We start from the raw sequence: 23,677 nt of genomic DNA on the forward strand, positions 1-23,677 counted from the left end.
GCCTCCAGCCAGTGGTTGATCGGAGAAAAACGCGTCAGGCGATCTTGAATCGCGACACGGACTGGCGCAGCTCTTCGGCAATATGCGACAGCTCGCGCACTTGCTGAGCCGTGGTGCGCGTGCCTTCACCCGTCTGTTCGGTCACGGCAAAGATGTGCTGGATGTTGTCTGCCACCTCGTTGGCCAGTTCAGCTTCGCGAGATGTCGACGACGAGATTTGCTCGATCAGCTCGGCCAGTCGGCGCGACACGCGGTCAATCTCGGTCAGTGCGGTACCGGCGGAGTCAGACAGGCGTGCACCTTCCACCACACCCTGCGTGGAGCGCTCCATGGCGGCCACAGCATCTTGCGTGTCGGTCTGAATCGCCTTCACCAGCGCCGAGATCTGGCGCGTCGCATCAGCCGAGCGCTCAGCCAGGCGCTGCACTTCTTCGGCCACCACCGAGAAGCCGCGACCGGCCTCTCCAGCCGATGCTGCCTGGATGGCAGCGTTCAGCGCCAGCACGTTCGTCTGCTCGGTAATGTCAGAAATCAGCTCGGTGATTTCACCGATCTCTTGCGACGACTCACCCAGCCGCTTGATGCGCTTGGAGGTGTCCTGGATCTGGTCGCGGATGGAGTTCATGCCGCCGATGGCGTTCTGCACGGCTTGCAGGCCGGAATCCGCCGCTTGCAGCGACTGGCGCGCCACCGAGGCGGATTCCTGCGCTTGCGTGGACACGTCGTTGATTCGGGTCGCCATGTCCAGCACCGAACGGCCGGTTTCGCGAATCTCGCGCAGTTGTTCGGTCGACGCTGCGAGCAGTTCGGTCGACGTGCTGTCCACCTGCGCCGTGGTCTGCGCCACGCGGGCCGCCGTGTTCTGCACGCTGCCCACCAGTTGGCGCAACTCTTCCACCGTGTAGTTCACCGAGTCGGCGATGGCGCCGGTGATGTCTTCGGTCACGGTGGCTTCCTGCGTCAGATCGCCTTCAGCGACCGACTGCAGTTCGTTCATCAATCGCAAAATGGCAGCCTGGTTGGCGTCGTTCACGCGCTTGGCTTCATGCTCCTGGCGCTTGGCATCGTGCTGCAGTGTTTCTGCAGCGGTCTGGCGCGAACGGCTGTCCAGCAGTTGCACACGCGAAATGCCGATACCGCACAGCAGCACGAACAAGCCGGCCACCGCCAGCGCGGCGAACTGGCCAGCGCCCAGGCCGGTCTGTGCGGACAGGCGAGTCTGTAGCGTTTCGAGTTGGCGGCGCAGCGGCTCGCTGTCGACAATGATGGCGGACTGCGCTTCGCGCGCAGACACCAGGCCCTGCAGGTTGCCCAAAATGGCGCCAGCCTGCGTGCGGGTCTGCTCATACAGCTTGATCAGGCTGTCCAGTTGCTCGCGCGTCTGGGCATCGCGTGTAGGGGCCAACCGCAGATCGGCGCTGCCGTCCAGCATGCCCTGCGCGATTTCCTTGAACGAGTTCAAGTCCTTGCCCAGCAGGAACACGGCCTCGGGACTCACGCCTTCCATGGTCTGGAATTCGTTGGCCGACTTGCCGATGCGCTGCGTCAGCATCACCAACTGGCCCGCTGCGGAGATCTCGCCTGCAGCCGCGTTTTGCTGCAGCTTGAGCGACGACACGGTTTCAGCAATTTCCAGCAGGTCGGACGACTGGCGGTTGATGGTACGCAAAGCGTCGCCCACCTGCGTCAGGATCTTCTGCTGGCCCATCACCACCGCGGCGTTGCGCTCGGCCCGGTCCACCAAAGGCGTCACTGCCTCGAGTTCGGATTTGTAGGACTCGCCGAGCGACTGCACGCCCAGCTCGCTGTCGCCGCTGTTGAGAGCGCGCACGTTGCGCGCCAGCACGCCAGAGCTTTCCACCACGTCAGGGAACGCCTGCGGGCTGCCCACCAGCGCTTGCGATACCGACTTGGCCAGTCGCTGCGACTGCATCAGCGACTGCCCGGTTGCAGCCAGTTGCTGAGCGGAGCGGTCGGCCTGCTGCAGCACCCAGCCCGCGATGAGCGCCAACACCACCAGGCCGGCAGCCAGCAGGATCAGCAAACGCCGTTGATGGCGCGCGGGTGTGGCGCGCCCCAGCAGTGGCAAAGCCACGAGATCGCCGTCCGCGTCGTCCAGGTCAGGAACGGGCGCCGAAGCGTCCGGGTCGCCCTGCACGCTGTTCAAACCGTCCACCGGGTAGCTGTCGCGCAGGATGGCATCGCCTTCCGGCCCTGCAGCGCCCTGGCCCGTCTGCGCGGGGGACAGGTTCAGATCCGCCTCCGACTCTGCGGGCTTGCGGTTGAATAGTTTTCCAAACGGGTTGACGACTGACATGGTGCGGCCTTGAAGAAAAACTCAAGCACTGATGCTGAGAAACGCAGGGTATTGGGACAAAACCTGGAGGTTGAGCTCCTGCCAGCGACCGCCCTGGGCGTCCTGGTAGGAAGTACCGAAAAAGGGCGGTGCGTCTTCAGCCGGCGGCGCAGAAGACACGAAAGCCTCGGTGCCACGCAGGCCGGCCAGGCGATCCACCAGCAGCGCGACGTTGACATCGAGCGCCGCATTCAGCGCCAGCAGGCTGGATTCGGCCAGGGCCGCATCGGACCGGGAGGCCGTCTCGCCCAAGAGGCCCGCCACATCCACCACGCCGATCAACGTGCCACGCAGGTTGGCAACGCCCAGGAACCACGGCTGTGTGTAGGGCACGGGTTGAACGCCGCGCCAGGGAAAGATCTCGCCAGACTGCTCGAGCGGCAGCAGAAAACGGTGACCGGCCGATTCGACGGCCAGCCACGACGACACATTGGAGCCCTCGCCCCGTGCCGCCTGAAGTCGGGCGGCAAGACGGGTCTGGAGCTCCCTCAGAGCTTCACGATTGGCCATGGGCGACGCAGCCGGTTCAGTTCAACGCGTCGATCTTTGCCTGCAGCTCCGCGGGATCCACGGGCTTGGTGATGTAGCCGCGCGCACCCTGGCGCATGCCCCACACCCGATCGGTTTCCTGGTTCTTGCTGGTGCACATGATGATCGGCACGTCGGCGTACTGAGGATCGCGGGAGATGGAGCGCGTGAGCTGAAAGCCGTTCTGGCCGGGCATCACCACGTCCATCAGGATCAGATCCGGCTTTTCTTCGGCCAGGCGGCGAAATGCTTCTTCGGCGTTTTCGGCCGTACGCACCTGCATGCCCTTTTTCTGCAGCAGATCGGTCAGAAACATCAGCTCGGTCTTCGAGTCGTCAACGACCAGCACTTTCTGGATCGGCATTACATGGCTCCTTGTTGGGCATTGCCAAACTGCTGCACTGCTTGCAGCAGCTGGTCTTTGGTAAACGGTTTGGTGAGGTACTCCTGACACCCCACCATGCGCCCGCGGGCCTTGTCGAAAACCCCGTCCTTGGACGAGAGCATCACCACGGGCGTATCTGCAAATCGCGCATTGCGTTTGATGATGGCGCAGGTCTGGTAACCATCGAGCTTGGGCATGAGGATGTCGCAGAAGATCAGTTGAGGCTGATAGTCATTGACCTTCGCCAATGCGTCGAATCCGTCGTCGGCCAGCAGCACTTCGTGGCCGCCCTGCTTGAGAAAAATCTCGGCGCTGCGCCGGATGGTGTTGCTGTCGTCAACCACCAGCACCTTGAAGGTTGCACCCGTCGTAGTCAATGTCACTGCTCCTGAGGAATTGGTAAAACAACGCTGGCAGGAGCCGCGCTTCAGATCTGAACCATCTCGAAGTCTTCCTTGCGCGCACCACACTCAGGGCACGCCCAATTCATGGGTACGTCGTCCCATGATGTGTGGGGGGCAATGCCGTGTTCCGGGGCGCCTTGCGCCTCGTCGTATATCCACCCGCAGATCAGGCACATCCAGGTTTTTGGATCAGTCACAGCTTAAAGTGCGTTCACATAGAATGCAACGATTGTATCTAGACATCTCAGCGGGATGCAGCTTTCGTGCCACGGTTTAGGCTGGCACCTGTTCATGACAACAAATACCTCCCTTCCCCCTGATATCGAAGAAGCGGCGGCCGCTGAAGACGACAGCTCCCCCGTATGCGTGATGGTGTTTAACGCCAGCGACCCCAGTGGCGCGGGCGGCCTGACAGCCGACATCGCCACCATCGCGTCGGTGGGCGGCCACCCGGTCGCCATCGTCACCGGGGCCTATGCCCGCGACACCGCCGAAATCTTTGACCACTACGCCATGGACGACGAAGCCGTGGCCGAGCAGGCTCGTGCTGTGCTCGAGGACATGCCCGTGCAGGCCATCAAGGTCGGCTTTGTGGGCAGCCCGGAAAACATCAGTGCCATCGCAGAGGTGGCATCCGACTACGCCGACGTTCCGGTCATCGCGTACATGCCCAATTTGTCGTGGTGGCGCGACGACCTGATCGATCAGTACCTTGACGCATTCCAGGAACTGCTGCTGCCGCAGACCTCCGTGCTGGTGGGCAACTACAGCACGCTGCGGCGCTGGCTGCTCCCCGACTGGAGCAATGACAAGGCGCCTTCCGCGCGCGACCTGGCCCAGGCTGCGTCCGACATGGGCGTGCCTTACGTGCTGGTGACGGGCATTCCCGCACCGGAGCAGTTCATCGACAACGTGCTGGCATCGCCGCAGACCGTGCTGAGCTCGTCTCGCTTCGAGCGTTTCGAAGCCACCTTCGCCGGCGCCGGCGAGACCTTGTCGGCAGCGCTGACGGCGCTGGTGGCCAGTGGAGACGACCTGCCGGAAGCAGCAAAAGAATCGCTCACTTACCTGGACAGCTGCCTGGATGCAGGCTTTCGGCCTGGCATGGGCCATGTGCTGCCCGATCGCATGTTCTGGGCGCAGCCCGACGACGACGAAAACGAAGAGAACGACAAGGTGAACCCGCTAGATCCTACCGCCATCGATGGCTTCGTAATGCCTCCCCATGACACCCAGCATTGACCTGAATCTTCCCCTGTTCGAACGCGCCAAAGCGATCATTCCCGGCGGCGTCAACTCGCCAGTTCGCGCCTTCAAGGCCGTCGGCGGAACGCCGCGGTTCGTGCAGCGCGCTCAAGGCGCGTATTTCTGGGACGCCAACGGCCAGCGCTTTACCGACTACATCGGCTCCTGGGGTCCGATGATCCTGGGCCACGGCCACCCCGCCGTGCTGGAAGCCGTGCAGAAGGCCGCGCTGGACGGCTTCAGCTTCGGTGCGCCCACCGAACGCGAGGTCGAGCTGGCCGAAGCCATCCTGCGCCACGTGCCGTCGATGGAGATGATTCGCCTGGTCAGCTCGGGCACCGAAGCCGGCATGAGCGCCATTCGCCTGGCCCGCGGCGCCACCGGCCGCAGCAAGATCATCAAGTTCAACGGCTGCTACCACGGCCATGCCGACGCGCTGCTGGTCAAGGCCGGCTCGGGCCTTGCAACTTTCGGTCACGCCACCAGTGCCGGCGTGCCGCCGGAGGTAGTGCAGCACACGCTAGTGCTCGAATACAACGACATTGCCCAGCTTGAAGAAGCCTTTGCGCTGCACGGCAGTGAAATCGCCGGGCTGATGATCGAGCCCATCGCCGGCAACATGAATTTCGTTCGCGCCAGCGTTCCCTTCATGCAGCGCTGCCGCGAGCTGTGCACGCAGTACGGCACGCTGTTGGTGTTTGACGAAGTGATGACCGGCTTTCGCGTGGCGCTGGGCAGCGCGCAGAGCGTGTACGCCCGCAGCATTCCCGGCTTCAAGCCGGACATCACGGTGTTGGGCAAGGTCATCGGCGGCGGCATGCCGCTGGCGGCCTTTGGCGGCCCGCGTGCTGTGATGGAGCAGCTCGCGCCGCTCGGGCCGGTCTACCAGGCGGGCACGCTGTCGGGCAACCCAGTGGCCACCGCCTGCGGCCTGGCAACGCTGCAGGAGATCAGCCGGCCCGGCTTCTACGAAGCGCTGGGCGCCCGCACGCAGCTGCTGATCGACGGGCTGACCCGGGCTGCACAAGAAACCGGCGTGCCTTTCAGCGCCGACTGCGAAGGCGGCATGTTTGGCTTTTTCCTGCTGCCCGAACTGCCGCAGAACTACCCCCAGGTGCTGGCCACCGACGGGGCACGTTTCAACAGGCTGTTCCACGGCCTGCTGGATCGGGGCGTCTACATCGCACCGGCGCTGTACGAAGCCGGTTTCGTGAGCGCTGCGCACACCGACGACGACATCGCCACCACCGTGGCCGCCGCGCGCGAAGTCTTCCAGTCCTGGACCGGCGCCTGATGCGTCTGGCGCTTCCCTGGTCGCCGGGCGCCGCGCCCGGCCCCTTCTTCTTTTCGACCTGTCTGCTGCCATGCTCGGCCCGCTGAAATTCCTGGTGTGCGCCGTGGTGCTGGCGCTCAACACGGTGATCGTCTTCTCGATGATGATGCCCTGGGCGCTGGCCAAACTGGTGCTGCCTTTCACGCCCGTACGCCGCCACACCGACCGGGTGCTGAGCGCCCTGGCCGAGCTGTGGATCGGCATCAACAACGTTTGGATCGGCGCGGCCAATCGCGCGCCCTGGCAGGTGTCCGGCCTGGAAGGCTTGAGCCCGCGCCACTGGTACCTGGTGACCTGCAACCACCAGAGCTGGGTGGACATCGTGGTGTTGCAACGCGTGTTCAACCGCCGCATTCCGCTGCTGAAATTCTTTCTCAAGCGCGAGCTGATCTACGTGCCGGTGATCGGCCTGGCCTGGTGGGCACTGGACTTTCCGTTCATGCGTCGCAGCCGCGGCGGCGCCAGCGCGCGCAAGGACCTGCGCGCCGCGCGCGAGGCCTGCGAGAAGTTTCGCCGCATGCCGACCGCAGTGATGAACTTCTCGGAAGGCACCCGCTTTTCACAGGCCAAGCACGACGAGCAGGCCTCGCCCTACCGCCATCTGCTGGTGCCACGCTACGGCGGCATGGCCACCGTGCTGCAGACCCTGCACGACCAGCTCGACTCGGTGCTCGACGTGACCATCGCCTACCCTGAAGGCGTGCCCACGTTTTCCGACGCACTGGCGGGCCGGATGGGCCGCGTGATCGTGCATGTCGAAAAGCGCCCAGTGCCCGCCGCACCCGCCCGAGCCGGTGCACGCAATGCCATGCAGGACTGGCTGGACGGCCTGTGGCGCGACAAGGATGCGCGGCTGGATGCAGCAGCGCAGCGGCCAGATAATCAAAGTTGATAGCAGGCAGCGCTTATGCAGCAAGCGCTACAGGCCTTTCTGACCAGATAAAACCAAAAAGCGGCCCGCAGGCCGCCATGTCGCCAGCACTGCAGCGCCCCCTGATCGGGCGGTCGCCGCAGCCGGTGGCCGATCAATGCCGGAAGTGGCGCACGCCGCTGAACACCATCGCCACGCCGCGCTCGTCGGCGGCGGCAATCACCTCGCTGTCACGCATGGAACCACCGGGCTGAATGACGCAGGTCGCGCCCGCATCCACCACCACGTCCAGGCCGTCGCGGAACGGGAAGAACGCGTCGCTCGCCACCACCGTGCCGTTCAACGACAGGCTGGCGTGCTGCGCCTTGATGCTGGCGATGCGGGCCGAGTCGAGGCGGCTCATCTGGCCCGCGCCCACGCCCATGGTCATGCCTCCCTTGCAGAAGACGATGGCGTTGCTCTTGACGTACTTGGCGACCTTCCAGGCGAAAAGCAGGTCTTCCATCTCTTCCAGCGTGGGCTGCTTCTTCGTCACCACCTTCAGGTCGGTGAGCGACAGCTCGTGGTTGTCGGCCGTCTGCAGCAGCAGGCCCGAGCCGATGCGCTTGGCGTCCATGGCGTTGCGGCCGCGGTTCCAGGCCGTCGTGCCCTTGTGGTCAGGCAGCGCGATCTTCAGCAGGCGCACATTGGTCTTGGGCTTGAAGATCTCCAGCGCTTCGGGCGTGAAGGACGGAGCCATCAGCACTTCGACGAACTGCTTGACCACGAGTTGCGCCGCAGCGGCGTCCACCGGGCGGTTGAAGGCGATGATGCCGCCGAACGCGCTGGTCGGGTCGGTCTGGAAGGCCTTGCCGTAGGCGTCGGCTGCATGCAGGCCCACGGCCACGCCGCAGGGGTTGGCGTGCTTGACGATCACGCAGGCGGCGGCATCGAAGCTCTTGACGCATTCCCAGGCGGCGTCGGCGTCGGCGATGTTGTTGTAGCTGAGTTCTTTGCCCTGCAGCTGCTCGCCCGTAACGATGGAGCCGGGCGCTGGGTACAGGTCGCGGTACAGCGCTGCCTGCTGGTGGCTGTTTTCGCCGTAGCGCAGGTCCTGCACCTTGGTGAAGATGCCATTGCTCTGGCCGGGGAACGCGGCGCGTGCGGGCACATAGTCTTCGGCCAGCTTCTCGACCTCGAAGGTGACGGACGAGAGATAGTCGCTGATGGCGCCGTCGTACTGTGCGATGCGGTTGAACGCCGCCACCGACAGGCCGAAGCGCAGGGCGTCAGACAGCTTGCCGGATGCCTTCAACTCGCTCAGCACGCTGTCGTACTGCGACGCGTCGGTCACCACGCCCACATCCTTCCAGTTCTTGGCCGCGCTGCGCACCATGGCCGGGCCGCCGATGTCGATGTTCTCGATGGCGTCGGCCAGCGTGCAGCCGGCCTTGGCGACCGTGGCCTCGAAGGGGTAGAGGTTCACCACCAGCAGGTCGATGGTGTCGATGCCGTGTTCCTGGAGGGCTGCCATGTGCTCGGGCAGTTCGCGACGTGCCAGCAGGCCGCCGTGCACCTTGGGGTGCAGCGTTTTCACGCGGCCGTCCAGCATCTCGGGAAACTGCGTGACCTCGGCCACCTCGGTCACGGGCAGGCCCTTGTCAGCCAGCAGCTTGGCGGTGCCGCCGGTGGACAGCAGCTTGATGCCGAGCGCGTGCAGCGCCTGGGCAAATTCGACAATGCCGGTCTTGTCTGAGACGGAGAGAAGTGCGTTCATGGTGGATTCAGCAGAGGTTTTTGAATGAAATCAGGCCCTAGCGCCCTATGGATAAGCGCTAGTAGCTATTATTTTTATAGCGAATGAGGGTGATGCACAGGCTGAGCCTGCATCACAGCAGCTTGTGCTCCACCAGCTTCTTGCGCAGCGTGTTGCGGTTCAGCCCCAGCCATTCGGCCGCGCGGGACTGGTTGTTGTCGGCGTGGCTCATCACCACCTCCAGCAGCGGCTTTTCGACCAGGCGCACCAGCATGTCGTACATGCCGTCCGGCGCCTCGCCCCCTAAGTCGCGAAAGTAGCCCTGCAGGCTGTCTCGCACGCATTCTTCAATGTGTTTCTTGCTCATGCATCTGTTCCCTCGGGTCCGCGTCGGCCTCGCTGGCGGCGGGCAGTCGGTCCATCGTCGCGCCGAGCGCGTCGAAATAATCCGCCACGGCCTGCCACTGAACCGCGCAGTCCTCAATCGTGTTGATCTGTTGTCTGAAATCCTCGCCGCCGGGCAGCGCGCGCACATACCAGGCGATGTGCTTGCGCGCGCTGCGCACGCCGGTCAGCTCGCCGTACAGGCCGTAGTGGTCCTGCAGGTGGTCGAGCAGCAGGCGGCGCACCTCGGCCACCAGTGGCGGCGCCAGGTGCTCACCCGTGGCGAGGTAGTGGCCGATCTCGCGGAAGATCCAAGGACGGCCCTGCGCCGCCCGGCCAATCATGACCGCGTCGGCGCCCGTGGCGGCCAGCACCGCCTTCGCCTTTTCGGGCGAGGTGATGTCACCGTTGGCCACCACCGGCACGCGTACCGCAGCCTTTACTGCGGCGATGGTGTCGTATTCGGCATGGCCCTTGTAGCCTTGCTCGCGCGTGCGGCCGTGCACGGTCAGCATCTGGATGCCCACGCCCTCAAACGCACGCGCCAGCGCCACAGCGTTCTTGTGGTCCTGGCTCCAGCCCGTGCGCATCTTGAGCGTGACGGGCACGTTGCGCGGCGCGCAGGCATCGACCACCGCCTGGGCGATCTCGATGGCCAGCGCCTCGTTCTGCATCAGGGCAGAGCCCGCCCATTTGTTGCACACCTTCTTGGCCGGGCAGCCCATGTTGATGTCGATGATCTGCGCGCCCCGGTCTACGTTGTAGAGCGCGGCCTCGGCCATCATCGCGGCGTCGGTGCCGGCGATCTGCACGGCGATGGGGCCGGGTTCGCCCTCATGGTTGGCGCGGCGCGACGTTTTGAGGCTGTTCCACAGGTCCTTACGCGACGTCACCATCTCGCTGACCGCATAGCCCGCCCCCAGCGCCTTGCACAGCTGGCGGAACGGCCGGTCCGTGACGCCCGCCATCGGGGCAACGAACAGGCGGTTCGCTAGGGGAATGTGACCAATGCGCATACGGGGCTGGATGGCTGAAAACAGGCGCGTGAAAAAAGAGGCAGGATTGTACCTGCCTAAATTTTCAGCAACACAAGACCCGCGGGCACCGCAGCGTGCGGCCGCGCCGTGGTCAGTACAGGCGGCGCAGGACGCCAAGGCAGCAGGCGCTGGCAGGGCGACCCGGCTTGGCGCCCGCCCTGCCCTCATCACCCGGCGCCCGGCGCCTGCGCGCAGTGGCGCTGCAACCCCAGTGCCGTCAAAAGTATCCGTGCGCCGGGGGCGCAAGAGCGCCGTCGTCCGCCGGGGCGCCGGCCACCGCGGGCTCCTGCACCACCACCTGATTGCGCCCGCTCTGTTTGGCCAGGTACATCGCGGTGTCGGCGCGCGAGAAGAATTCCAGCACCGATTCGCCCAGCACGTACTGCGTCACCCCGATGGACACCGTGACGCGCCCGCGCAGCGTTCCGTCCCAGGGGTACGACTCGATGTGCGAGCGGATGCGCTCACAGCTATTGAGGGCCGGCAGCAACGGCGTCGCTGGAAAGACCAGCAGAAATTCCTCGCCGCCATAGCGGCCGAAGAAATCGTCGGTGCGCACTGTTTGCTGCGTGATCTGGGCGAAGGTGCGCAGCACTTCGTCGCCCCCCAGGTGACCCATTTCGTCGTTGATGCGCTTGAAGTGATCCAGGTCGATCACCGCCAGGCACAGCGAAATGCCGCTTTCGTCGGCGGATTCAACCGGTCGATGCAACACACTGATAACTGCGTAAGCAGACGGAGTGTTGCAAATGAAGTATCGGACACGAAACTACTACACCGACAGCCAAAAGGCGCTGATGTGGGACCGTTGGAAGGAAGGTTGGACGCTGCACCAGATAGGCCAGCTGTTTGACCGGCCACACACCTCGATCCAAAACATCTTGGTGAAGACAGGTGGCATTAGGCCTCTATTTCAGATAGCGCAACCCCATAGCCCAAAGTTATGAAGCAATACTTCTGGGCTCCGGGTCTGCCCTGATCACGACAGCGCCGTGGACCTTCGCAGCGTGGATCGTTTGGCTAGCGGTCCGACGGCTGAGCCCACCTCAACGCGGGAGCCGCGGTACCGCCCAAAGACGGCGTGCCGGGCTACAGCCTGGCCTGAAGTGGCCTGCCTACACTCGCGGCACTTATGGAAATCTGGATGAACCAACTCATGGACGTGCTGGCCTTGCCCCAGTTCGGCCTGAGCACCGTTTTCGTGGTGTCCTTCATTTCGGCGACATTGCTGCCTCTTGGCTCAGAGCCCGCCGTCTTTGGCCTCATCAAGATCAACCCCGAACTCTTCTGGCCTGCCGTGCTGGTGGCCACCGCCGGCAACACGCTGGGCGGCGGCGTCAGCTGGTGGATGGGCCTGGGGGCACACAAGGCGGTGGACAAGGCGCGCGGCGTTCACAAGGAACCCCGGGCGCTGAAATGGCTGGAACGCTTCGGCCCCAAGGCCTGCCTGCTGAGCTGGCTGCCTCTGGTGGGCGACCCACTATGTGCCGTGGCCGGCTGGCTGAAGCTGCCCTTCTGGCCCTGCCTGGCCTACATGGCGGTGGGCAAGTTCTTTCGCTATCTGGTGATGACGGGCGGCCTGCTGTACTTCTGGCCCGGTGCGGTGCCGCACTGAGCGGGCCGCAGTCATTTGCTATGATATTTATAGCTACCAGCGCTTATCCAACAAGCGCTTTAGAGCTTTTTGGCTTGAAATTCCTCAAGGCCGGGCCAGCAGAATGCGGCGACGCTGCAGGCCACCTTCCAGCGTGTACAGCGCCAGTGCCGACCAGATCAGCACGAACCCCGCCAGCCGTGCCGGCTCCACCGTTTCGCCAAACAACCAGACACCCAGCGCGAACTGCAGGCTGGGCGAGATGTACTGCAGCACACCCATCGTCGCCAGCGGAATGCGCCGCGCGCCGGCCGCGAACAGCAGCAACGGAATGGCGGTGATCGGCCCGGCCGCCACCAGCCAGCCCAGCGTGGTGGCGTCGGCGTGCACCCACTCGGCCTGGCCGGTCAGCGTCCACCAGGCGAGCAGGCCAACGGCCAGCGGCGAGAGCAACGCGGTTTCCAGCGCCAGCCCTTCGATCGCACCCAGCACCGCCGTCTTGCGCAGCAGGCCGTAAAAACCGAAGGTGACGGCCAGCACCAGCGCGATCCAAGGCAGGCGGCCGGTCTGGACGGTGAGCCACACCACGCCCGACGCCGCCACGGCCAAGGCCAGCCACTGGCCACGCCGGGGCCGCTCGCCCAGAAAGACACAACCCAACGCCACGTTCACCAACGGCAGCATGAAGTAACCCAGGCTGGCATCCACCACGTGATGGTTGTGCACCGCCCACACATAGATGAGCCAGTTGGCCGATAGCAGCAGAGCCGACAGCAAAAACGCAGCCACCACGCGCGGTTGGCGCCGCAAGGCAGCCACCCAGGCCAGTTGCCGACGCACCAACAGCACCGCGGTCACGAACACCATCGACCAGAGCGTGCGATGCAGCACCACCTCCAGCGCCGGCACCGAGGCCACCTGATGGAAGTACACGGGGAACACACCCCACGCAACGTAAGCGAGGGTGGCGTAAATGATGCCAAGTTGCATGGGCGAGGAGGCTTTGGAGGGCGGGAGACGACTGGGGCGGGCGGCGCAAAAACGTGGCAGCCCTGGTGGTGCGTGCTGCAGGACGCTGGCAGGCCGTTCAGCAACGGCGGTCGATGCTAGCGCAGACCCGCGCAATCTGCAGGGCACCACGCAATCGTTGGCAGGCGTGAAAAAGCCGCGCAGTGCGCGGCTTGTCGAAAGGCGTTGCGAGGGCTCAGGAGGCCCTGCAAACCCGAGGGCTCAGACGTTGAACAGGAAGTTCAGCACGTCGCCATCCTTGACGACGTATTCCTTGCCTTCAGCGCGCATCTTGCCCGCGTCCTTGGCGCCCTGCTCGCCCTTGAGGGCGATGAAGTCGTCGAAAGCAATGGTCTGCGCGCGGATGAACCCACGCTCGAAGTCGCCGTGGATCACGCCCGCAGCCTGCGGTGCGGTAGCGCCCACGGGCACCGTCCAGGCGCGGACTTCCTTCACGCCCGCGGTGAAGTAGGTCTGCAGGCCCAGCAGGCTGAAGCCCGCGCGGATCAGGCGGTTCAGGCCCGGCTCGCTCTGGCCCATTTCGGACAGGAACATGTCGCGGTCTTCATCGCTCATCTCGCTCATCTCGGACTCCATCTTGGCGCAGATGGCCACGACGGGCGCCTTCTGGGCCGCAGCGTATTCCTTCAGGCGGTCGAGCAGCGGGTTGTTCTCGAAGCCGTCTTCGCTCACGTTGCCCACGAACATCGCGGGCTTGGAGGTGATCAGGCAGAACTGCTTGAGCAGCGGCGCGTCTTCCTTGCTCACTGCGACGGTGCGTGCGGGCTTGCCCTGGTCGAGCGCGGCCTGGATGGGCGTGAGCAGCGCGACGATCTTCGCGGCCTCCTTGTCGTTGCCCGACTTGGCGGCCTTGCTGTAGCGGTTCAGCGCCTTTTCGACCGTGGCCATGTCGGCCAGGCACAGCTCGGTCTGGATGACCTCGATATCGGAGATCGGATCAACGCGGCCGGCCACGTGGATAACGTTGTCGTCCTCGAAGCAGCGCACCACGTTCACGATGGCGTCGGTTTCCCGGATGTGGGCCAGGAACTGGTTGCCCAGGCCTTCGCCCTTGGACGCGCCAGCCACCAGGCCGGCGATGTCGACGAACTCGACGATGGCCGGCACGATACGCTCGGGCGTGATGATGCCGGCGAGCTGCTGCAGGCGCGGGTCAGGCACTTCCACCACGCCCGTATTGGGCTCGATGGTGCAGAAGGGGTAGTTCTCGGCGGCGATGCCGGCCTTGGTGAGGGCGTTGAAGAGAGTGGACTTGCCCACGTTGGGCAGGCCCACGATGCCGCATTTCAGGCTCATGGCAGGGCTTTCAGGGTTCGGAGAGACAAACCGGCGATTTTACGGGGCTGGCCCGGAGGGCGCTTGAACAGGGTTGGCAAGTGCCTAGCGGCACGGTGCCATCCGCCCCATTCAGTCGAAACGCAGGTCGGCCGCGATGGGCTGGCCCACCCGCAGCAGCAGCCCGGCGCCCTGCCGCACGATGGCATTCATGCCGAAGGTGATGGCGCCATCCAGCCGCCGGTCGTGTCGGTAACGGCGCAGCATGTCGCCAACGGCCGGCGTGGCCTCGGCCGTGGCGGGGTCGATGTCGGGAATGGGGCAGCGCGCACAGGGCTTGACGAGCTGCAGATGCACCTCGTCGCCCTCTGCGCCGTCTTCTGCGCCGCCCGTCGCGCCATCACCCGCACCTATGTAGAGCGTGTCGATGCGGTCTTCGTCATGCGCCTCGAAGCCGTCGACGACGATATTGGGCCGGAACCGCTCCACGCCCACCGGCCCTTGCGCCACGGCTTGCAGGCGTTCGTTCAGGCCGTCGATGGATGCCTGACTGGTCACCAGCAGCGGAAACCCGTCTGAAAACTGGTTGGGCACCTCCATGCCACCCGTCCACTGCGGGCTGGACAGGCGGCGGTGCGCCGGATCGAACCGCACCAGCCGGCAGCTTTGCCCCAGAAAGTCGCTGAACCACTGCGCCGCCAGATCGCCCATGTCCCACGCGGGCATGGTCTCGCCCCAGACCGACACGGTGGCCGCGCTTTCCACGTGCAGCAGCGAAAGGTGCAGCGCCAGCATGCCGGGTGCGCGCAACACCAGTTCTTCCGTCTTGATCTGTGGCCGCACCAGCGCCATGCGGGCGTGCTCGCGCTGGGTGAGGAAGATTCCGTGGGCATCCACCACCATGAAGGCACGGTCCAGATCGAGACCCGCCTTTGTCAGCACGGCCTCGCGCACCTCGACAGCGGCACACGACTTGATCGGATGGACGAACAGGCGGGCGATGGTGCCTGAGAGATCATGGCCTGGGCGGAAAGTCACGCGAGAGTCCTGACAGCGAAAAATGAAGAAGCCGGCACGCGGCGCGAAGGCGGCATTCTGCCCGCCCGGAGACCGCCTCACGCCACATCCGCCAACGCAGACAGGGCCTCCTACAATCCGCGCCATGGCGCAAACTTTCGATGTCTGTATTCGCGGAGCCGGCGTGGTCGGCCGCACCCTCGCGCTGCTGCTGGCCCGCGAGCGCCTGCGGGTGGCTCTGGTGACCACCCCGGCAGCCCCTGCGGACCCCGTTCCCGACGACGTGCGCGCCTATGCGCTGAATGCGGCGTCCCGCGCCTTGCTGGAATCGGTGCGCAGCTGGCCCGATGCAGCCCACGCCACTGCCGTGCGGCAGATGGAGGTGTATGGCGACCAGAGCGGCCGGGTGACTTTCGATGCCGGCCCGCAGGACGCAGAAGCATTGGCGTGGATCGTGGACGTGCCTGCACTCGAAGCGCGGCTGGCGGAAGCCGTTCGCTTTCAGCCGCAGGTGGAGCTGGTACCCGCCGCCGTACCCGCAGCCCTGACCGTCATCTGTGAAGGACGCGCCAGCCGCACCCGCGACGAGTTGGGCGTGGAATTCGACGTGACGCCCTATGCGCAGCACGCGATTGCCACTCGCCTGCGCTGCGAGTCGCCGCACGGTCAGGTCGCGCGCCAGTGGTTTCTGCCGGACGGCATTCTGGCTTTTTTACCGCTGGACGGCGCCCAGGGGAACTCTGTGGCCGTGGTGTGGTCAGTCTCGCAGGACCAAGTTGCCGAGCGGATGGCGCTGGACGAGGATGCCTTCGCACATCGGCTGCAGGACGCCAGCCAGAATACCCTGGGTGCGCTGCAGCCCATTGGCGGCCGTGCCAGTTGGCCTTTGCAGCAGGCCCGGGCCCGGCGCTGGTGCGGGGCTCTACCGGTGCAGCCTGCCAAGGGCGCGCAGCGCACCTGGGTGCTGGCGGGCGACGCCGCACACATCGTTCACCCTCTGGCGGGCCAAGGATTGAATCTGGGCCTGGCAGATGCCGAGGCGCTGGCTCGCCTGTTGCACGAGAGGGACTATTGGCGTGGCGTTGCCGACTTGCGGCTGTTGCGGCAATACGAGCGTGAACGCAAGGCGGCCCTGCTACCCATGGGCTTGGCGATGGACGGGCTGCAGCAGCTGTTTGCCCGCAGTGAAGGCGCGGTGCAAGTCCTGCGCAACTGGGGCATGCAGGGCTTTGAGTTCAGCGGCCCGCTGAAGGACTGGGTGGCTCGCCGAGCCATGGGCACACGCTGACCGCGAAGATGATGATGACAAAGACAACGATGCGAGGGACACGAACCGAATGAAGGACACGACATTGCAAGCCACCAAATTTCTGCCCGCGCTGCTGGCATTCGCTGCCCTGACCTGCAGCTTCGGCGCCAGCGCCCAGGACGCGGAGATCCGCAAGTCGCTGGAACAACGCATTCCCCAGCTCGGCAAGGTGGATGAGGTGGTGGCGACCCCAATGAAGGGCTTGTACGAAGTGCGTGTGGGAACCGACGTGTTCTACACCGACGCCAAGGGCAACTACCTGATCCAGGGGGAGCTGATCGACACCAAGGCGCGCCGCAACCTCACCGAAGATCGCATCAACAAGCTGACAGCGATGGATTTTTCAGCGTTGCCCGTTAAGGATGCTTTCACCATCGTGCGTGGTAACGGCAAACGCAAGCTGGCCGTCTTCGAAGACCCGAACTGCGGCTACTGCAAACGGTTCGAGAAAGACCTGCAGAACGTCGACAACGTGACGGTGTACCTGTTCCTCTATCCTATCCTGAGCCCCGATTCGGCCGAAAAGTCGCGAAACATCTGGTGTGCGAAGGATCGCGTGGCGGCTTGGCACGACCTAATGGTGCGCGACAAAACGCCAGAAGCAGCCAGTTGCGATACGGGTGCGCTGCAACGCAACCTGGCCTTCGGCAAGAAGCACAAGATCACCGGCACGCCCACGGTGCTGTTTGCCGACGGCACCCGCGTGCCGGGTGCCATCGGCGCAGAGGATATTGAAAAGCGGTTCGCCGAGCTGGCCTCTGCCAAGTAAAGAAAAGGCCGCCATCCTTGCCCCACCGGCCGCCACCCCTGGCGGCCGTTTTTTTTCATTCATCGCCATCGCGCGACCCGACGGAGCCACCATTGTCAGCTCAACGCACCCCGTCTTCTTCCACGCCTGTGCATTACCGGGTCGAACCTGCCGACCTGCATGCCCACCTGTTCGCAGTCACGCTGACTGTGGCTGCGCCCGCAGCGAAGCAGGAACTGTCGCTGCCCGTCTGGATTCCGGGCAGCTATCTGGTGCGCGAATTCTCGAAGAACCTGCAGTCACTGCAGGCGACTCAGGGCGGGCGGCCCATCGCACTGAAACAGATCGACAAGCACCGCTGGCAAGCGCAGTGCAAAAAGGGCCAGCCGCTGTTGGTGACTTACGAAGTGGCGGCCTACGACACGTCGGTGCGCACTGCCTGGTTGGACGCATCGCGTGGCTTTTTCAATGGCACCAGCCTGTGCTTGCGCGTGCATGGGCAGGAAGATGCACTGCATGCACTGGAGATCGTTCGCACGCCAGCAGTAAGCGGATGGTCTGTGACGACCGGTCTGGCATCCACCAAGGTGACACGGGCGGGTTTTGGCACCTACGTGGCGGCCAACTACGACGAACTCGTGGACTGCCCTGTCGAGATGGGTGCCTTCTGGAGCGCACGATTCACGGCGGGGGGCGTGCCACACCGGCTGGTGGTTGCTGGTGCTGCGCCTTCGTTCGATGGTGACCGGCTGGTGGCCGACATGCGGCGCATCTGCGAGCACCAGATTCGCTTTTGGCATGGCGCCGGCAGGCCACCGCATGCCAGCTACATTTTCTTCCTGAACGTGGTGGACGACGGCTACGGCGGGCTGGAGCATCGCAACTCGACCGCCCTGATATGCAGCCGGCGCGACCTGCCGCGCGCGGGAGAAGCCCGCACACCGGAGGGCTACACCACCCTGCTGGGGCTGGTGAGCCACGAGTATTTCCACACCTGGAACGTCAAGCGGCTGCGCCCCTCGGAACTGGCTCGCTATGACTACGCCCAGGAAAACTACACGCAACTGCTCTGGTTCTTCGAGGGCTTCACCAGCTACTACGACGATCTGCTGCTGCGCCGCTGCGGCTTGCTGGACAACGCAGCCTACCTGCGCCTGCTGACCAAAACCATCAACCAGGTGCTGCAGACTCCGGGCCGCCATGTGCAGTCGGTGGCCCAATCCAGCTTCGATGCCTGGGTGAAGTACTACCGCCAGGATGAAAACACGGCCAATGCCACGGTGAGCTACTACACCAAGGGCTCGCTGGTCGCATTGAGCCTGGATCTGGCGCTGCGACGCGAAGGCAGAACCTCTCTGGACGACGTGATGCGCGGCCTGTGGCAGCGTTGCGCGGGTGGACCGATGACCGAGGCCGATCTGCTGCACACGCTGAAATCACTGTCGGGCCGCGACTGGTCCAAGGAAATCGCCCAGTGGGTTCATGGCATGAGCGATCTGCCCTTGGCAGAGCTGCTGCAAGCCCACGGCGTCACCCTGCACGTAGAAACGCCGCAATGGGCGCAGCGCCTCGGTTTGCGCGTGAGCGAGGCACAGGGCTTGCAGGTCAAGGTCGTACTTCGCGGGGGTTTGGCGGAGCAGGCGGGCTTCATTGCCGGCGACGAGTGGCTGGCGGTGGAAACACCGGGGCAATCCTGGCGGCTGTTGAAGCTGGATGACCTGCCGCTGTACGCAGGCGCTGCCACTGAGATCACCGCCTTGGTGGCGCGCGACCGTCGCCTGTTACGCCTGCCATTGCAACTGCAGGCCCCGGCAGGCCGTGCGGCTGATACGGTTCGGCTGAGCGTGGCCGACGCAGCCGTCGCGGGGCGCTGGCTTTCCGGGGGTTGAAGATGCAAACGCCTTGGGTATAGTCTGCCGCACCATCACAACGACAGACGGAGACACCCTTGGCCTACGAAGTCATCGAGGTCCGCACCGAGGCGGACAAGGTCGGCATCATCACGCTGAACCGACCCAAGCAACTCAATGCGCTCAACGACCAGCTGATGAATGAACTGGGCGAGGCGCTGCAGGCCTTCGATGCCGATGAAGGCATCGGCTGCATCATCATCACCGGTAGTGAAAAGGCTTTTGCGGCCGGTGCAGACATCGGCGCCATGGCCAAGTACAGCTTTGCCGATGCCTACAAGGGTGACTACATCACGCGCAACTGGGAGCGGATCCGTTCGGTGCGCAAGCCGGTCATCGCTGCAGTCAGCGGTTTCGCACTGGGCGGAGGCTGCGAGCTGGCCATGATGTGCGACTTCATCATCGCGGCGGACAACGCCAGGTTCGGACAGCCAGAGATCAAGCTGGGCGTGATCCCCGGAGCGGGCGGCACGCAACGCCTGCCTCGGGCGGTGGGCAAGTCCAAAGCCATGGACATGGCGCTCACGGGCCGGATGATGGACGCCACTGAAGCCGAACGCGCAGGGCTCGTCAGCCGAGTCGTTCCGTACGACAAGCTGCAAGAAGAAGCGCTGGGTGCGGCGATCATCATCGCGGGTTTTTCCCAGATCGCCGTGATGGCGGCCAAGGAGTCTGTCAACCGCGCTTTCGAGGGCTCTCTGAACGATGGCGTGATGTTCGAGCGCCGGCTGTTCCACGCGTTGTTCGCCACTCAGGATCAGAAGGAAGGCATGGACGCCTTCATCAACAAGCGCCCTGCCAACTTTACGCACCGGTAAAATCTGCCCTATAATTTGCGGCTTCGGTGGTATAGCTCAGTTGGTTAGAGCGCAGCATTCATAATGCTGATGTCGGTGGTTCAAGTCCACCTACCACCACCAAACAAGAAACCCACAGTGCCTGCACTGTGGGTTTTTTCTTTGGTTGCCATGTTTTTTCAAGTGGTTGCGACGCATATCTCCGGCGTTGCACAAGACGGCAGGCCTGTCCCTTTCTAAAATCACGCCTTCAGCCCCTGGATGTACACCATGAATCGCTGTCTGCCCTATCACCCCGCAGCCCGGGCTTTCTTCGCAAGCGCCAGCCTGGCGCTTTGCACCCTCGCCGCCGCCTCGCTGCCAGCCCATGCACAGCAGGTGCCGCCGTCGCTGGGCATTGTGCGCAACTTTCCGGATGCGGCGCTGCGTGGCACGCTGGTGGTCAACAGCACCGTCGAGGCGCAACTCAACGGCCAGACCATCCGCATGGCGCCCGGCATGCGACTCTTCAGCCCGCAAAACAGCCTGGTGTTTCTGCACACGGTGCTCGGTCAGCGGTTCCGGGTGAACTACATCCTGGAGGCGAGCACCGGCATGCTCCTGAGCGCGTGGATCCTGACCGAAGGTGAAGCCAAGCAGCCCCGCAAGGGCAACGATACGGTCGAGCGCAACTTCCGCGTGGAATCGGACAACGCGCCAGCCCGGCGTTAAACACGCCGCCTGCCCCCCCACAGGCCAAGCCCTATTTCACGCCATCGCTGGCGCTCTCCTTCAGCCTTTGCGCGGCTCTGGCGCAAGGCATTCCCCCGGACAACCTCATGCCCAAAAAAGTCTTCATCAAAACCTTCGGCTGCCAGATGAACGAGTACGACTCGGACAAGATGGCCGATGTACTCCATGCCGCACAGGGCTATGAGTCCACCACCAATATGGAAGAAGCCGACCTGATCCTTTTCAATACGTGCTCCGTGCGCGAAAAGGCACAGGAAAAAGTGTTCAGCGATCTGGGCCGTATCAAACACCTCAAGCGCCGTGGCGTGAAGATCGGCGTGGGTGGCTGCGTAGCCAGCCAGGAAGGCCAAGAGATCATCAAGCGCGCGCCTTACGTGGACGTGGTGTTCGGCCCACAGACCCTGCACCGCCTGCCCGAATTGCTGATGGAGCGGGATCGTCTGCAACGGCCTCAGGTCGACATCAGCTTTCCTGAAATAGAAAAGTTCGACCACCTGCCTCCCGCACGCGTGGAAGGGGCAAGCGCCTTCGTGTCCATCATGGAAGGCTGCAGCAAATACTGCAGCTATTGCGTTGTTCCGTACACACGCGGCGAAGAAGTCAGCCGCCCGTTCGATGACGTACTCGTCGAAGTGGCTGGCCTGGCTGATCAGGGCGTGAAGGAAGTCACACTGCTGGGCCAGAACGTGAACGCCTACCTGGGCAAGATGGGCGGAACCTCCGAGATCGCCGACTTTGCGCTGCTGCTCGAATACGTGGCTGAGATTCCCGGAATTGAGCGCGTTAGGTATACCACCAGCCATCCCAACGAATTCACGCCGCGTTTGATCGATGCCTATGCGCGCATTCCCAAGCTGGTGAGCCATTTGCACTTGCCCGTTCAGCACGGCTCAGACCGCATCCTGATGGCAATGAAGCGGGGCTACACCGCGATGGAATACAAGAGTACGGTGCGAAAGCTGCGTGCGATCCGCCCCGATCTGGCGATGAGCAGCGACTTCATCGTCGGCTTCCCCGGCGAAACCGAGGAAGACTTCCGCAAGATGATGAAACTGATCGACGACGTGCATTTCGACAACAGCTTCAGCTTCATCTTCAGCCCCCGCCCCGGCACGCCCGCTGCGGGCCTTCAAGACGATACCTCGCATGAGGTCAAACTGCGGCGCCTACAAGAGTTGCAGGCTGTCATCAACAGCAACATCAAGTCGATCAGTGAAAGCCGTGTGGGCACCGTGCAGCGCATCCTGGTGGAAGGCGCGTCCAAGCGCGATGCCTCTGAACTCATGGGTCGCACCGAATGCAATCGGGTCGTGAATTTTGCCGGGCAGCCGCGACTCGTGGGACAGATGGTGGACGTCACCATCACCGAAGCCAAGGCTTACACATTGCGCGGTGATGTCGTGACCGCAGAAGTCGCTCTGCCTGCCTGACGCGGCTACTGCGCAACCACACGCTGATGAGCATTTCCGTGCGCCACCCCAAGGTTGCCTCGCTGAGCGGCCTGTCTTTCCAGCAACTGCTGCTGCTGGCCTTCCTTCTGATCGGTGGGCTGCTCGGAGCCAGTTCGCTGCGCGCGATCTTCACGCTAGAGCAACTGATGGGTCAGAGCCGTCAGGGCGCAGCAGAAGCGATCCAGTTGAGCGCAGCGGCTCAGAATCTCAACGCCCGCAGCCAGACGCTCGAACGCGCAGCCAGGCAATCGCTGGTGCTGGCAGATGCTCAATTGAGGCGCCGCTTCGAAGAAGGCGCTCGCGAAGCCCGAGAAATCCTGCAACGGCTGGAGCTCAATGGCTTGCCGCTGGAGCAATCCCGCCGCTGGCAGGCTCACCTGGCAGAAGTGGCTTTGCTGCTGGATGCACCTGCCGGCCAGTCGCTGGAGAACGAGCGCGTGGTGGCGGCCATGTTTCTGGAGATCGACTCCCTGAACGCCCTCATCTCACAAGAAGTGCAGGACATTAATGCGCGCCGCAGCAATGAACTGCAGGACAAGATCGAATCCAGCCGGCGCGAGGTGACGCATCAGGTCGTGGGCGTGATCATGCTGGCCTTGGTGCTGGCCCTGCTCCTCGGAGTCTGGCTGGCAAGGCCATTCAAGCGGCTGGAAAACGCCATACGGCTTCTGGGCGACAACGAACTGGCCGAGACCGTCGACATTGCCGGGCCGGTGGACATCCGACGCGTCGGCCAACAACTAGAGTGGTTGCGCGTAAGGTTGCTGGAGCTGGATGCCGACAAGGCACGGTTCCTGCGACATGTGTCGCATGAGCTGAAAACACCTCTGGCATCGCTGCGAGAGGGGGTGGCTTTGCTACAGGATGGCATCACGGGCGAATTGAGCCCTGGGCAAAGTGAAGTGGTTGCCATCCTGCACCAGAACACGCTGGTGTTGCAGGGTGAAATCGAAGCCTTGCTGCGTTTCAATGCGGCCGCTTTCGAGGCACGCCAATTGCGTCGCAGCAACACCGATCTGGTGGCTTTGCTGGAAGCCCAAGTAGAGGCGCAACGCTTGCATTGGCAGTCTCGCAAGCTGGATGTCACCGTAGAAGGCAAGCCGGTAATGCTTCCGTTGGATGCGGAAAAGATTGCTTCGGCGGTGGGCAACCTGCTGTCCAACGCGATCCGCTTTTCACCTCAGGGCGGCGCCATTCGCATTGTTTTGTCACATCTGCCGGGGCGCATTCGGGTGGACTTCGTGGATCAAGGCCCAGGGGTGGACGAGAATGACCGGTCACGGATTTTCGAGCCTTTTTATCGCGGCATTCGCCAACCCCAGGACGCAGCCCGCGGCACAGGCATTGGCTTGTCTATCGTCCAGGAATACATCACCGCCCACGGCGGGCGGGTGGAACTGATCGAAGACGGTGCCCGCACTCCCTTCCGCATTGAATTGCCCCATGCAACCTAACCCTTGCTCCTCGAGCCGTCTTCACACGGCACGTGTTGCTGCTTCAGGATCGCGCTCGAGTCGCCTCACATTGTTGGCGCCCA

23 protein-coding genes, 1 tRNA gene and 1 pseudogene are annotated in these 23,677 nt (G+C 63.8%); 13 read left to right on the forward strand and 12 right to left on the reverse strand.

Annotated elements, in window-relative coordinates:
• Positions 1-34: 34 nt before the first annotated feature.
• From RQI28_RS07425 to RQI28_RS07445, 5 genes are read right to left on the reverse strand one after another with little or no spacing between them, the layout of a single operon-like run.
• Positions 35-2,317 carry a methyl-accepting chemotaxis protein gene (locus tag RQI28_RS07425; RefSeq protein ID WP_311221968.1) on the reverse strand — a complete coding sequence of 761 codons (2,283 nt, stop codon included), beginning with the start codon at positions 2,315-2,317 and terminating at the stop codon, positions 35-37.
• Positions 2,318-2,338: 21 nt separating this feature from the next.
• Positions 2,339-2,866, reverse strand: a complete 528-nt coding sequence (locus RQI28_RS07430) for a chemotaxis protein CheW (RefSeq protein ID WP_311221969.1) — start codon at positions 2,864-2,866, stop codon at positions 2,339-2,341.
• Between the two features lie 16 nt (positions 2,867-2,882).
• Positions 2,883-3,248, reverse strand: coding sequence for a PleD family two-component system response regulator (locus tag RQI28_RS07435; RefSeq protein ID WP_311221970.1), 366 nt, complete (start codon positions 3,246-3,248; stop codon positions 2,883-2,885).
• The gene (locus RQI28_RS07440) at positions 3,248-3,646 is read right to left on the reverse strand and encodes a response regulator (RefSeq protein WP_311221971.1); all 399 of its coding nucleotides are present in this window, start codon (positions 3,644-3,646) and stop codon (positions 3,248-3,250) included. The genes RQI28_RS07435 and RQI28_RS07440 overlap by 1 nt, the downstream gene beginning before the upstream one ends.
• 50 nt (positions 3,647-3,696) lie before the next feature.
• Positions 3,697-3,849, reverse strand: a complete 153-nt coding sequence (locus RQI28_RS07445) for a rubredoxin (protein WP_311222070.1) — start codon at positions 3,847-3,849, stop codon at positions 3,697-3,699.
• 115 nt (positions 3,850-3,964) lie between these two features.
• On the opposite strand from RQI28_RS07445, the gene RQI28_RS07450 reads away from it, so the two are divergent.
• The 3 genes from RQI28_RS07450 to RQI28_RS07460 all read left to right on the forward strand — a co-directional run bounded on the left by RQI28_RS07450 (position 3,965) and on the right by RQI28_RS07460 (position 7,143).
• Positions 3,965-4,915, forward strand: coding sequence for a hydroxymethylpyrimidine/phosphomethylpyrimidine kinase (locus tag RQI28_RS07450; protein ID WP_311221972.1), 951 nt, complete (start codon positions 3,965-3,967; stop codon positions 4,913-4,915).
• Positions 4,899-6,212, forward strand: coding sequence for a glutamate-1-semialdehyde 2,1-aminomutase (gene hemL, locus RQI28_RS07455; RefSeq protein ID WP_311221973.1), 1,314 nt, complete (start codon positions 4,899-4,901; stop codon positions 6,210-6,212). The genes RQI28_RS07450 and hemL overlap by 17 nt, the downstream gene beginning before the upstream one ends.
• A gap of 70 nt (positions 6,213-6,282) precedes the next feature.
• On the forward strand, positions 6,283-7,143 hold the full coding sequence (locus RQI28_RS07460; protein WP_311221974.1) for an acyltransferase: 861 nt from the start codon (positions 6,283-6,285) through the stop codon (positions 7,141-7,143).
• A 133-nt stretch (positions 7,144-7,276) separates the two neighbouring features.
• On the opposite strand, the gene purH is transcribed toward RQI28_RS07460, so the two are convergent.
• The 4 genes from purH to RQI28_RS07480 all read right to left on the reverse strand — a co-directional run bounded on the left by purH (position 7,277) and on the right by RQI28_RS07480 (position 10,993).
• Positions 7,277-8,878 carry a bifunctional phosphoribosylaminoimidazolecarboxamide formyltransferase/IMP cyclohydrolase gene (gene purH, locus RQI28_RS07465; protein WP_311221975.1) on the reverse strand — a complete coding sequence of 534 codons (1,602 nt, stop codon included), beginning with the start codon at positions 8,876-8,878 and terminating at the stop codon, positions 7,277-7,279.
• Between the two features lie 112 nt (positions 8,879-8,990).
• Positions 8,991-9,224, reverse strand: a complete 234-nt coding sequence (locus RQI28_RS07470) for a Fis family transcriptional regulator (protein WP_311221976.1) — start codon at positions 9,222-9,224, stop codon at positions 8,991-8,993.
• Complete coding sequence (gene dusB, locus RQI28_RS07475) at positions 9,205-10,257, reverse strand: tRNA dihydrouridine synthase DusB (protein WP_311221977.1); 1,053 nt, start codon at positions 10,255-10,257, stop codon at positions 9,205-9,207. Before dusB ends, RQI28_RS07470 begins: the two co-directional genes overlap by 20 nt.
• Before the next feature lie 238 nt (positions 10,258-10,495).
• On the reverse strand, positions 10,496-10,993 hold the full coding sequence (locus RQI28_RS07480; RefSeq protein ID WP_404976866.1) for a GGDEF domain-containing protein: 498 nt from the start codon (positions 10,991-10,993) through the stop codon (positions 10,496-10,498).
• Positions 10,994-11,027: 34 nt separating this feature from the next.
• Between RQI28_RS07480 and RQI28_RS07485 the strand changes: the two are divergent.
• Positions 11,028-11,186: pseudogene (locus RQI28_RS07485) on the forward strand (IS30 family transposase); the annotation flags it as partial.
• A gap of 236 nt (positions 11,187-11,422) precedes the next feature.
• On the forward strand, positions 11,423-11,893 hold the full coding sequence (locus RQI28_RS07490) for a YqaA family protein (RefSeq protein ID WP_311221978.1): 471 nt from the start codon (positions 11,423-11,425) through the stop codon (positions 11,891-11,893).
• A gap of 84 nt (positions 11,894-11,977) precedes the next feature.
• On the opposite strand, the gene rarD is transcribed toward RQI28_RS07490, so the two are convergent.
• The 3 genes from rarD to RQI28_RS07505 form a co-directional block, all read right to left on the reverse strand.
• The gene (rarD, locus tag RQI28_RS07495; protein WP_311221979.1) at positions 11,978-12,862 is read right to left on the reverse strand and encodes an EamA family transporter RarD; all 885 of its coding nucleotides are present in this window, start codon (positions 12,860-12,862) and stop codon (positions 11,978-11,980) included.
• 240 nt (positions 12,863-13,102) lie between these two features.
• Complete coding sequence (ychF, locus tag RQI28_RS07500; RefSeq protein WP_311221980.1) at positions 13,103-14,197, reverse strand: redox-regulated ATPase YchF; 1,095 nt, start codon at positions 14,195-14,197, stop codon at positions 13,103-13,105.
• A 111-nt stretch (positions 14,198-14,308) separates the two neighbouring features.
• Positions 14,309-15,214 carry an MOSC N-terminal beta barrel domain-containing protein gene (locus RQI28_RS07505; protein ID WP_311221981.1) on the reverse strand — a complete coding sequence of 302 codons (906 nt, stop codon included), beginning with the start codon at positions 15,212-15,214 and terminating at the stop codon, positions 14,309-14,311.
• 124 nt (positions 15,215-15,338) lie between these two features.
• On the opposite strand from RQI28_RS07505, the gene RQI28_RS07510 reads away from it, so the two are divergent.
• The 8 genes from RQI28_RS07510 (at position 15,339) to RQI28_RS07545 (ending at position 23,594) form a co-directional block, all read left to right on the forward strand.
• Positions 15,339-16,481: an FAD-dependent monooxygenase gene (locus RQI28_RS07510; RefSeq protein ID WP_311221982.1), complete on the forward strand. Its 1,143-nt coding sequence runs from the start codon at positions 15,339-15,341 to the stop codon at positions 16,479-16,481.
• 64 nt (positions 16,482-16,545) lie between these two features.
• Complete coding sequence (locus tag RQI28_RS07515) at positions 16,546-17,271, forward strand: DsbC family protein (protein WP_404976962.1); 726 nt, start codon at positions 16,546-16,548, stop codon at positions 17,269-17,271.
• A gap of 92 nt (positions 17,272-17,363) precedes the next feature.
• Positions 17,364-19,139: a peptidase M61 gene (locus tag RQI28_RS07520; RefSeq protein WP_311221984.1), complete on the forward strand. Its 1,776-nt coding sequence runs from the start codon at positions 17,364-17,366 to the stop codon at positions 19,137-19,139.
• Positions 19,140-19,198: 59 nt separating this feature from the next.
• Positions 19,199-19,978: an enoyl-CoA hydratase gene (locus RQI28_RS07525; RefSeq protein ID WP_311221985.1), complete on the forward strand. Its 780-nt coding sequence runs from the start codon at positions 19,199-19,201 to the stop codon at positions 19,976-19,978.
• A gap of 25 nt (positions 19,979-20,003) precedes the next feature.
• Positions 20,004-20,080, forward strand: a tRNA-Met gene (locus tag RQI28_RS07530).
• A 147-nt stretch (positions 20,081-20,227) separates the two neighbouring features.
• Positions 20,228-20,668, forward strand: coding sequence for a hypothetical protein (locus RQI28_RS07535; RefSeq protein WP_311221986.1), 441 nt, complete (start codon positions 20,228-20,230; stop codon positions 20,666-20,668).
• Between the two features lie 107 nt (positions 20,669-20,775).
• A complete protein-coding gene (gene miaB / locus RQI28_RS07540) occupies positions 20,776-22,119 on the forward strand; it encodes a tRNA (N6-isopentenyl adenosine(37)-C2)-methylthiotransferase MiaB (protein ID WP_311221987.1) in 1,344 nt (447 codons plus the stop codon).
• A gap of 26 nt (positions 22,120-22,145) precedes the next feature.
• A complete protein-coding gene (locus tag RQI28_RS07545) occupies positions 22,146-23,594 on the forward strand; it encodes an ATP-binding protein (RefSeq protein WP_311221988.1) in 1,449 nt (482 codons plus the stop codon).
• Positions 23,595-23,677: the final 83 nt, after the last annotated feature.

The sequence above is a fragment of the Acidovorax sp. WCS2018Noco2-16 genome, assembly GCF_031843945.1.
GTDB lineage: Bacteria > Pseudomonadota > Gammaproteobacteria > Burkholderiales > Burkholderiaceae_C > Paracidovorax.

What these genes read in the sequence shown, in the direction of transcription:
- RQI28_RS07425 (WP_311221968.1), bottom strand. Translation starts at nt 2,317, where the DNA reads ATGTCAGTCGTCAACCCGTTTGGAAAACTATTCAACCGCAAGCCCGCA.
- RQI28_RS07430 (WP_311221969.1), bottom strand. Translation starts at nt 2,866, where the DNA reads ATGGCCAATCGTGAAGCTCTGAGGGAGCTCCAGACCCGTCTTGCCGCC.
- RQI28_RS07435 (WP_311221970.1), bottom strand. Translation starts at nt 3,248, where the DNA reads ATGCCGATCCAGAAAGTGCTGGTCGTTGACGACTCGAAGACCGAGCTG.
- RQI28_RS07445 (WP_311222070.1), bottom strand. Translation starts at nt 3,849, where the DNA reads ATGTGCCTGATCTGCGGGTGGATATACGACGAGGCGCAAGGCGCCCCG.
- RQI28_RS07450 (WP_311221972.1), top strand. Translation starts at nt 3,965, where the DNA reads ATGACAACAAATACCTCCCTTCCCCCTGATATCGAAGAAGCGGCGGCC.
- hemL (WP_311221973.1), top strand. Translation starts at nt 4,899, where the DNA reads ATGACACCCAGCATTGACCTGAATCTTCCCCTGTTCGAACGCGCCAAA.
- RQI28_RS07460 (WP_311221974.1), top strand. Translation starts at nt 6,283, where the DNA reads ATGCTCGGCCCGCTGAAATTCCTGGTGTGCGCCGTGGTGCTGGCGCTC.
- purH (WP_311221975.1), bottom strand. Translation starts at nt 8,878, where the DNA reads ATGAACGCACTTCTCTCCGTCTCAGACAAGACCGGCATTGTCGAATTT.
- RQI28_RS07470 (WP_311221976.1), bottom strand. Translation starts at nt 9,224, where the DNA reads ATGAGCAAGAAACACATTGAAGAATGCGTGCGAGACAGCCTGCAGGGC.
- dusB (WP_311221977.1), bottom strand. Translation starts at nt 10,257, where the DNA reads ATGCGCATTGGTCACATTCCCCTAGCGAACCGCCTGTTCGTTGCCCCG.
- RQI28_RS07490 (WP_311221978.1), top strand. Translation starts at nt 11,423, where the DNA reads ATGAACCAACTCATGGACGTGCTGGCCTTGCCCCAGTTCGGCCTGAGC.
- rarD (WP_311221979.1), bottom strand. Translation starts at nt 12,862, where the DNA reads ATGCAACTTGGCATCATTTACGCCACCCTCGCTTACGTTGCGTGGGGT.
- ychF (WP_311221980.1), bottom strand. Translation starts at nt 14,197, where the DNA reads ATGAGCCTGAAATGCGGCATCGTGGGCCTGCCCAACGTGGGCAAGTCC.
- RQI28_RS07510 (WP_311221982.1), top strand. Translation starts at nt 15,339, where the DNA reads ATGGCGCAAACTTTCGATGTCTGTATTCGCGGAGCCGGCGTGGTCGGC.
- RQI28_RS07535 (WP_311221986.1), top strand. Translation starts at nt 20,228, where the DNA reads ATGAATCGCTGTCTGCCCTATCACCCCGCAGCCCGGGCTTTCTTCGCA.
- miaB (WP_311221987.1), top strand. Translation starts at nt 20,776, where the DNA reads ATGCCCAAAAAAGTCTTCATCAAAACCTTCGGCTGCCAGATGAACGAG.
- RQI28_RS07545 (WP_311221988.1), top strand. Translation starts at nt 22,146, where the DNA reads ATGAGCATTTCCGTGCGCCACCCCAAGGTTGCCTCGCTGAGCGGCCTG.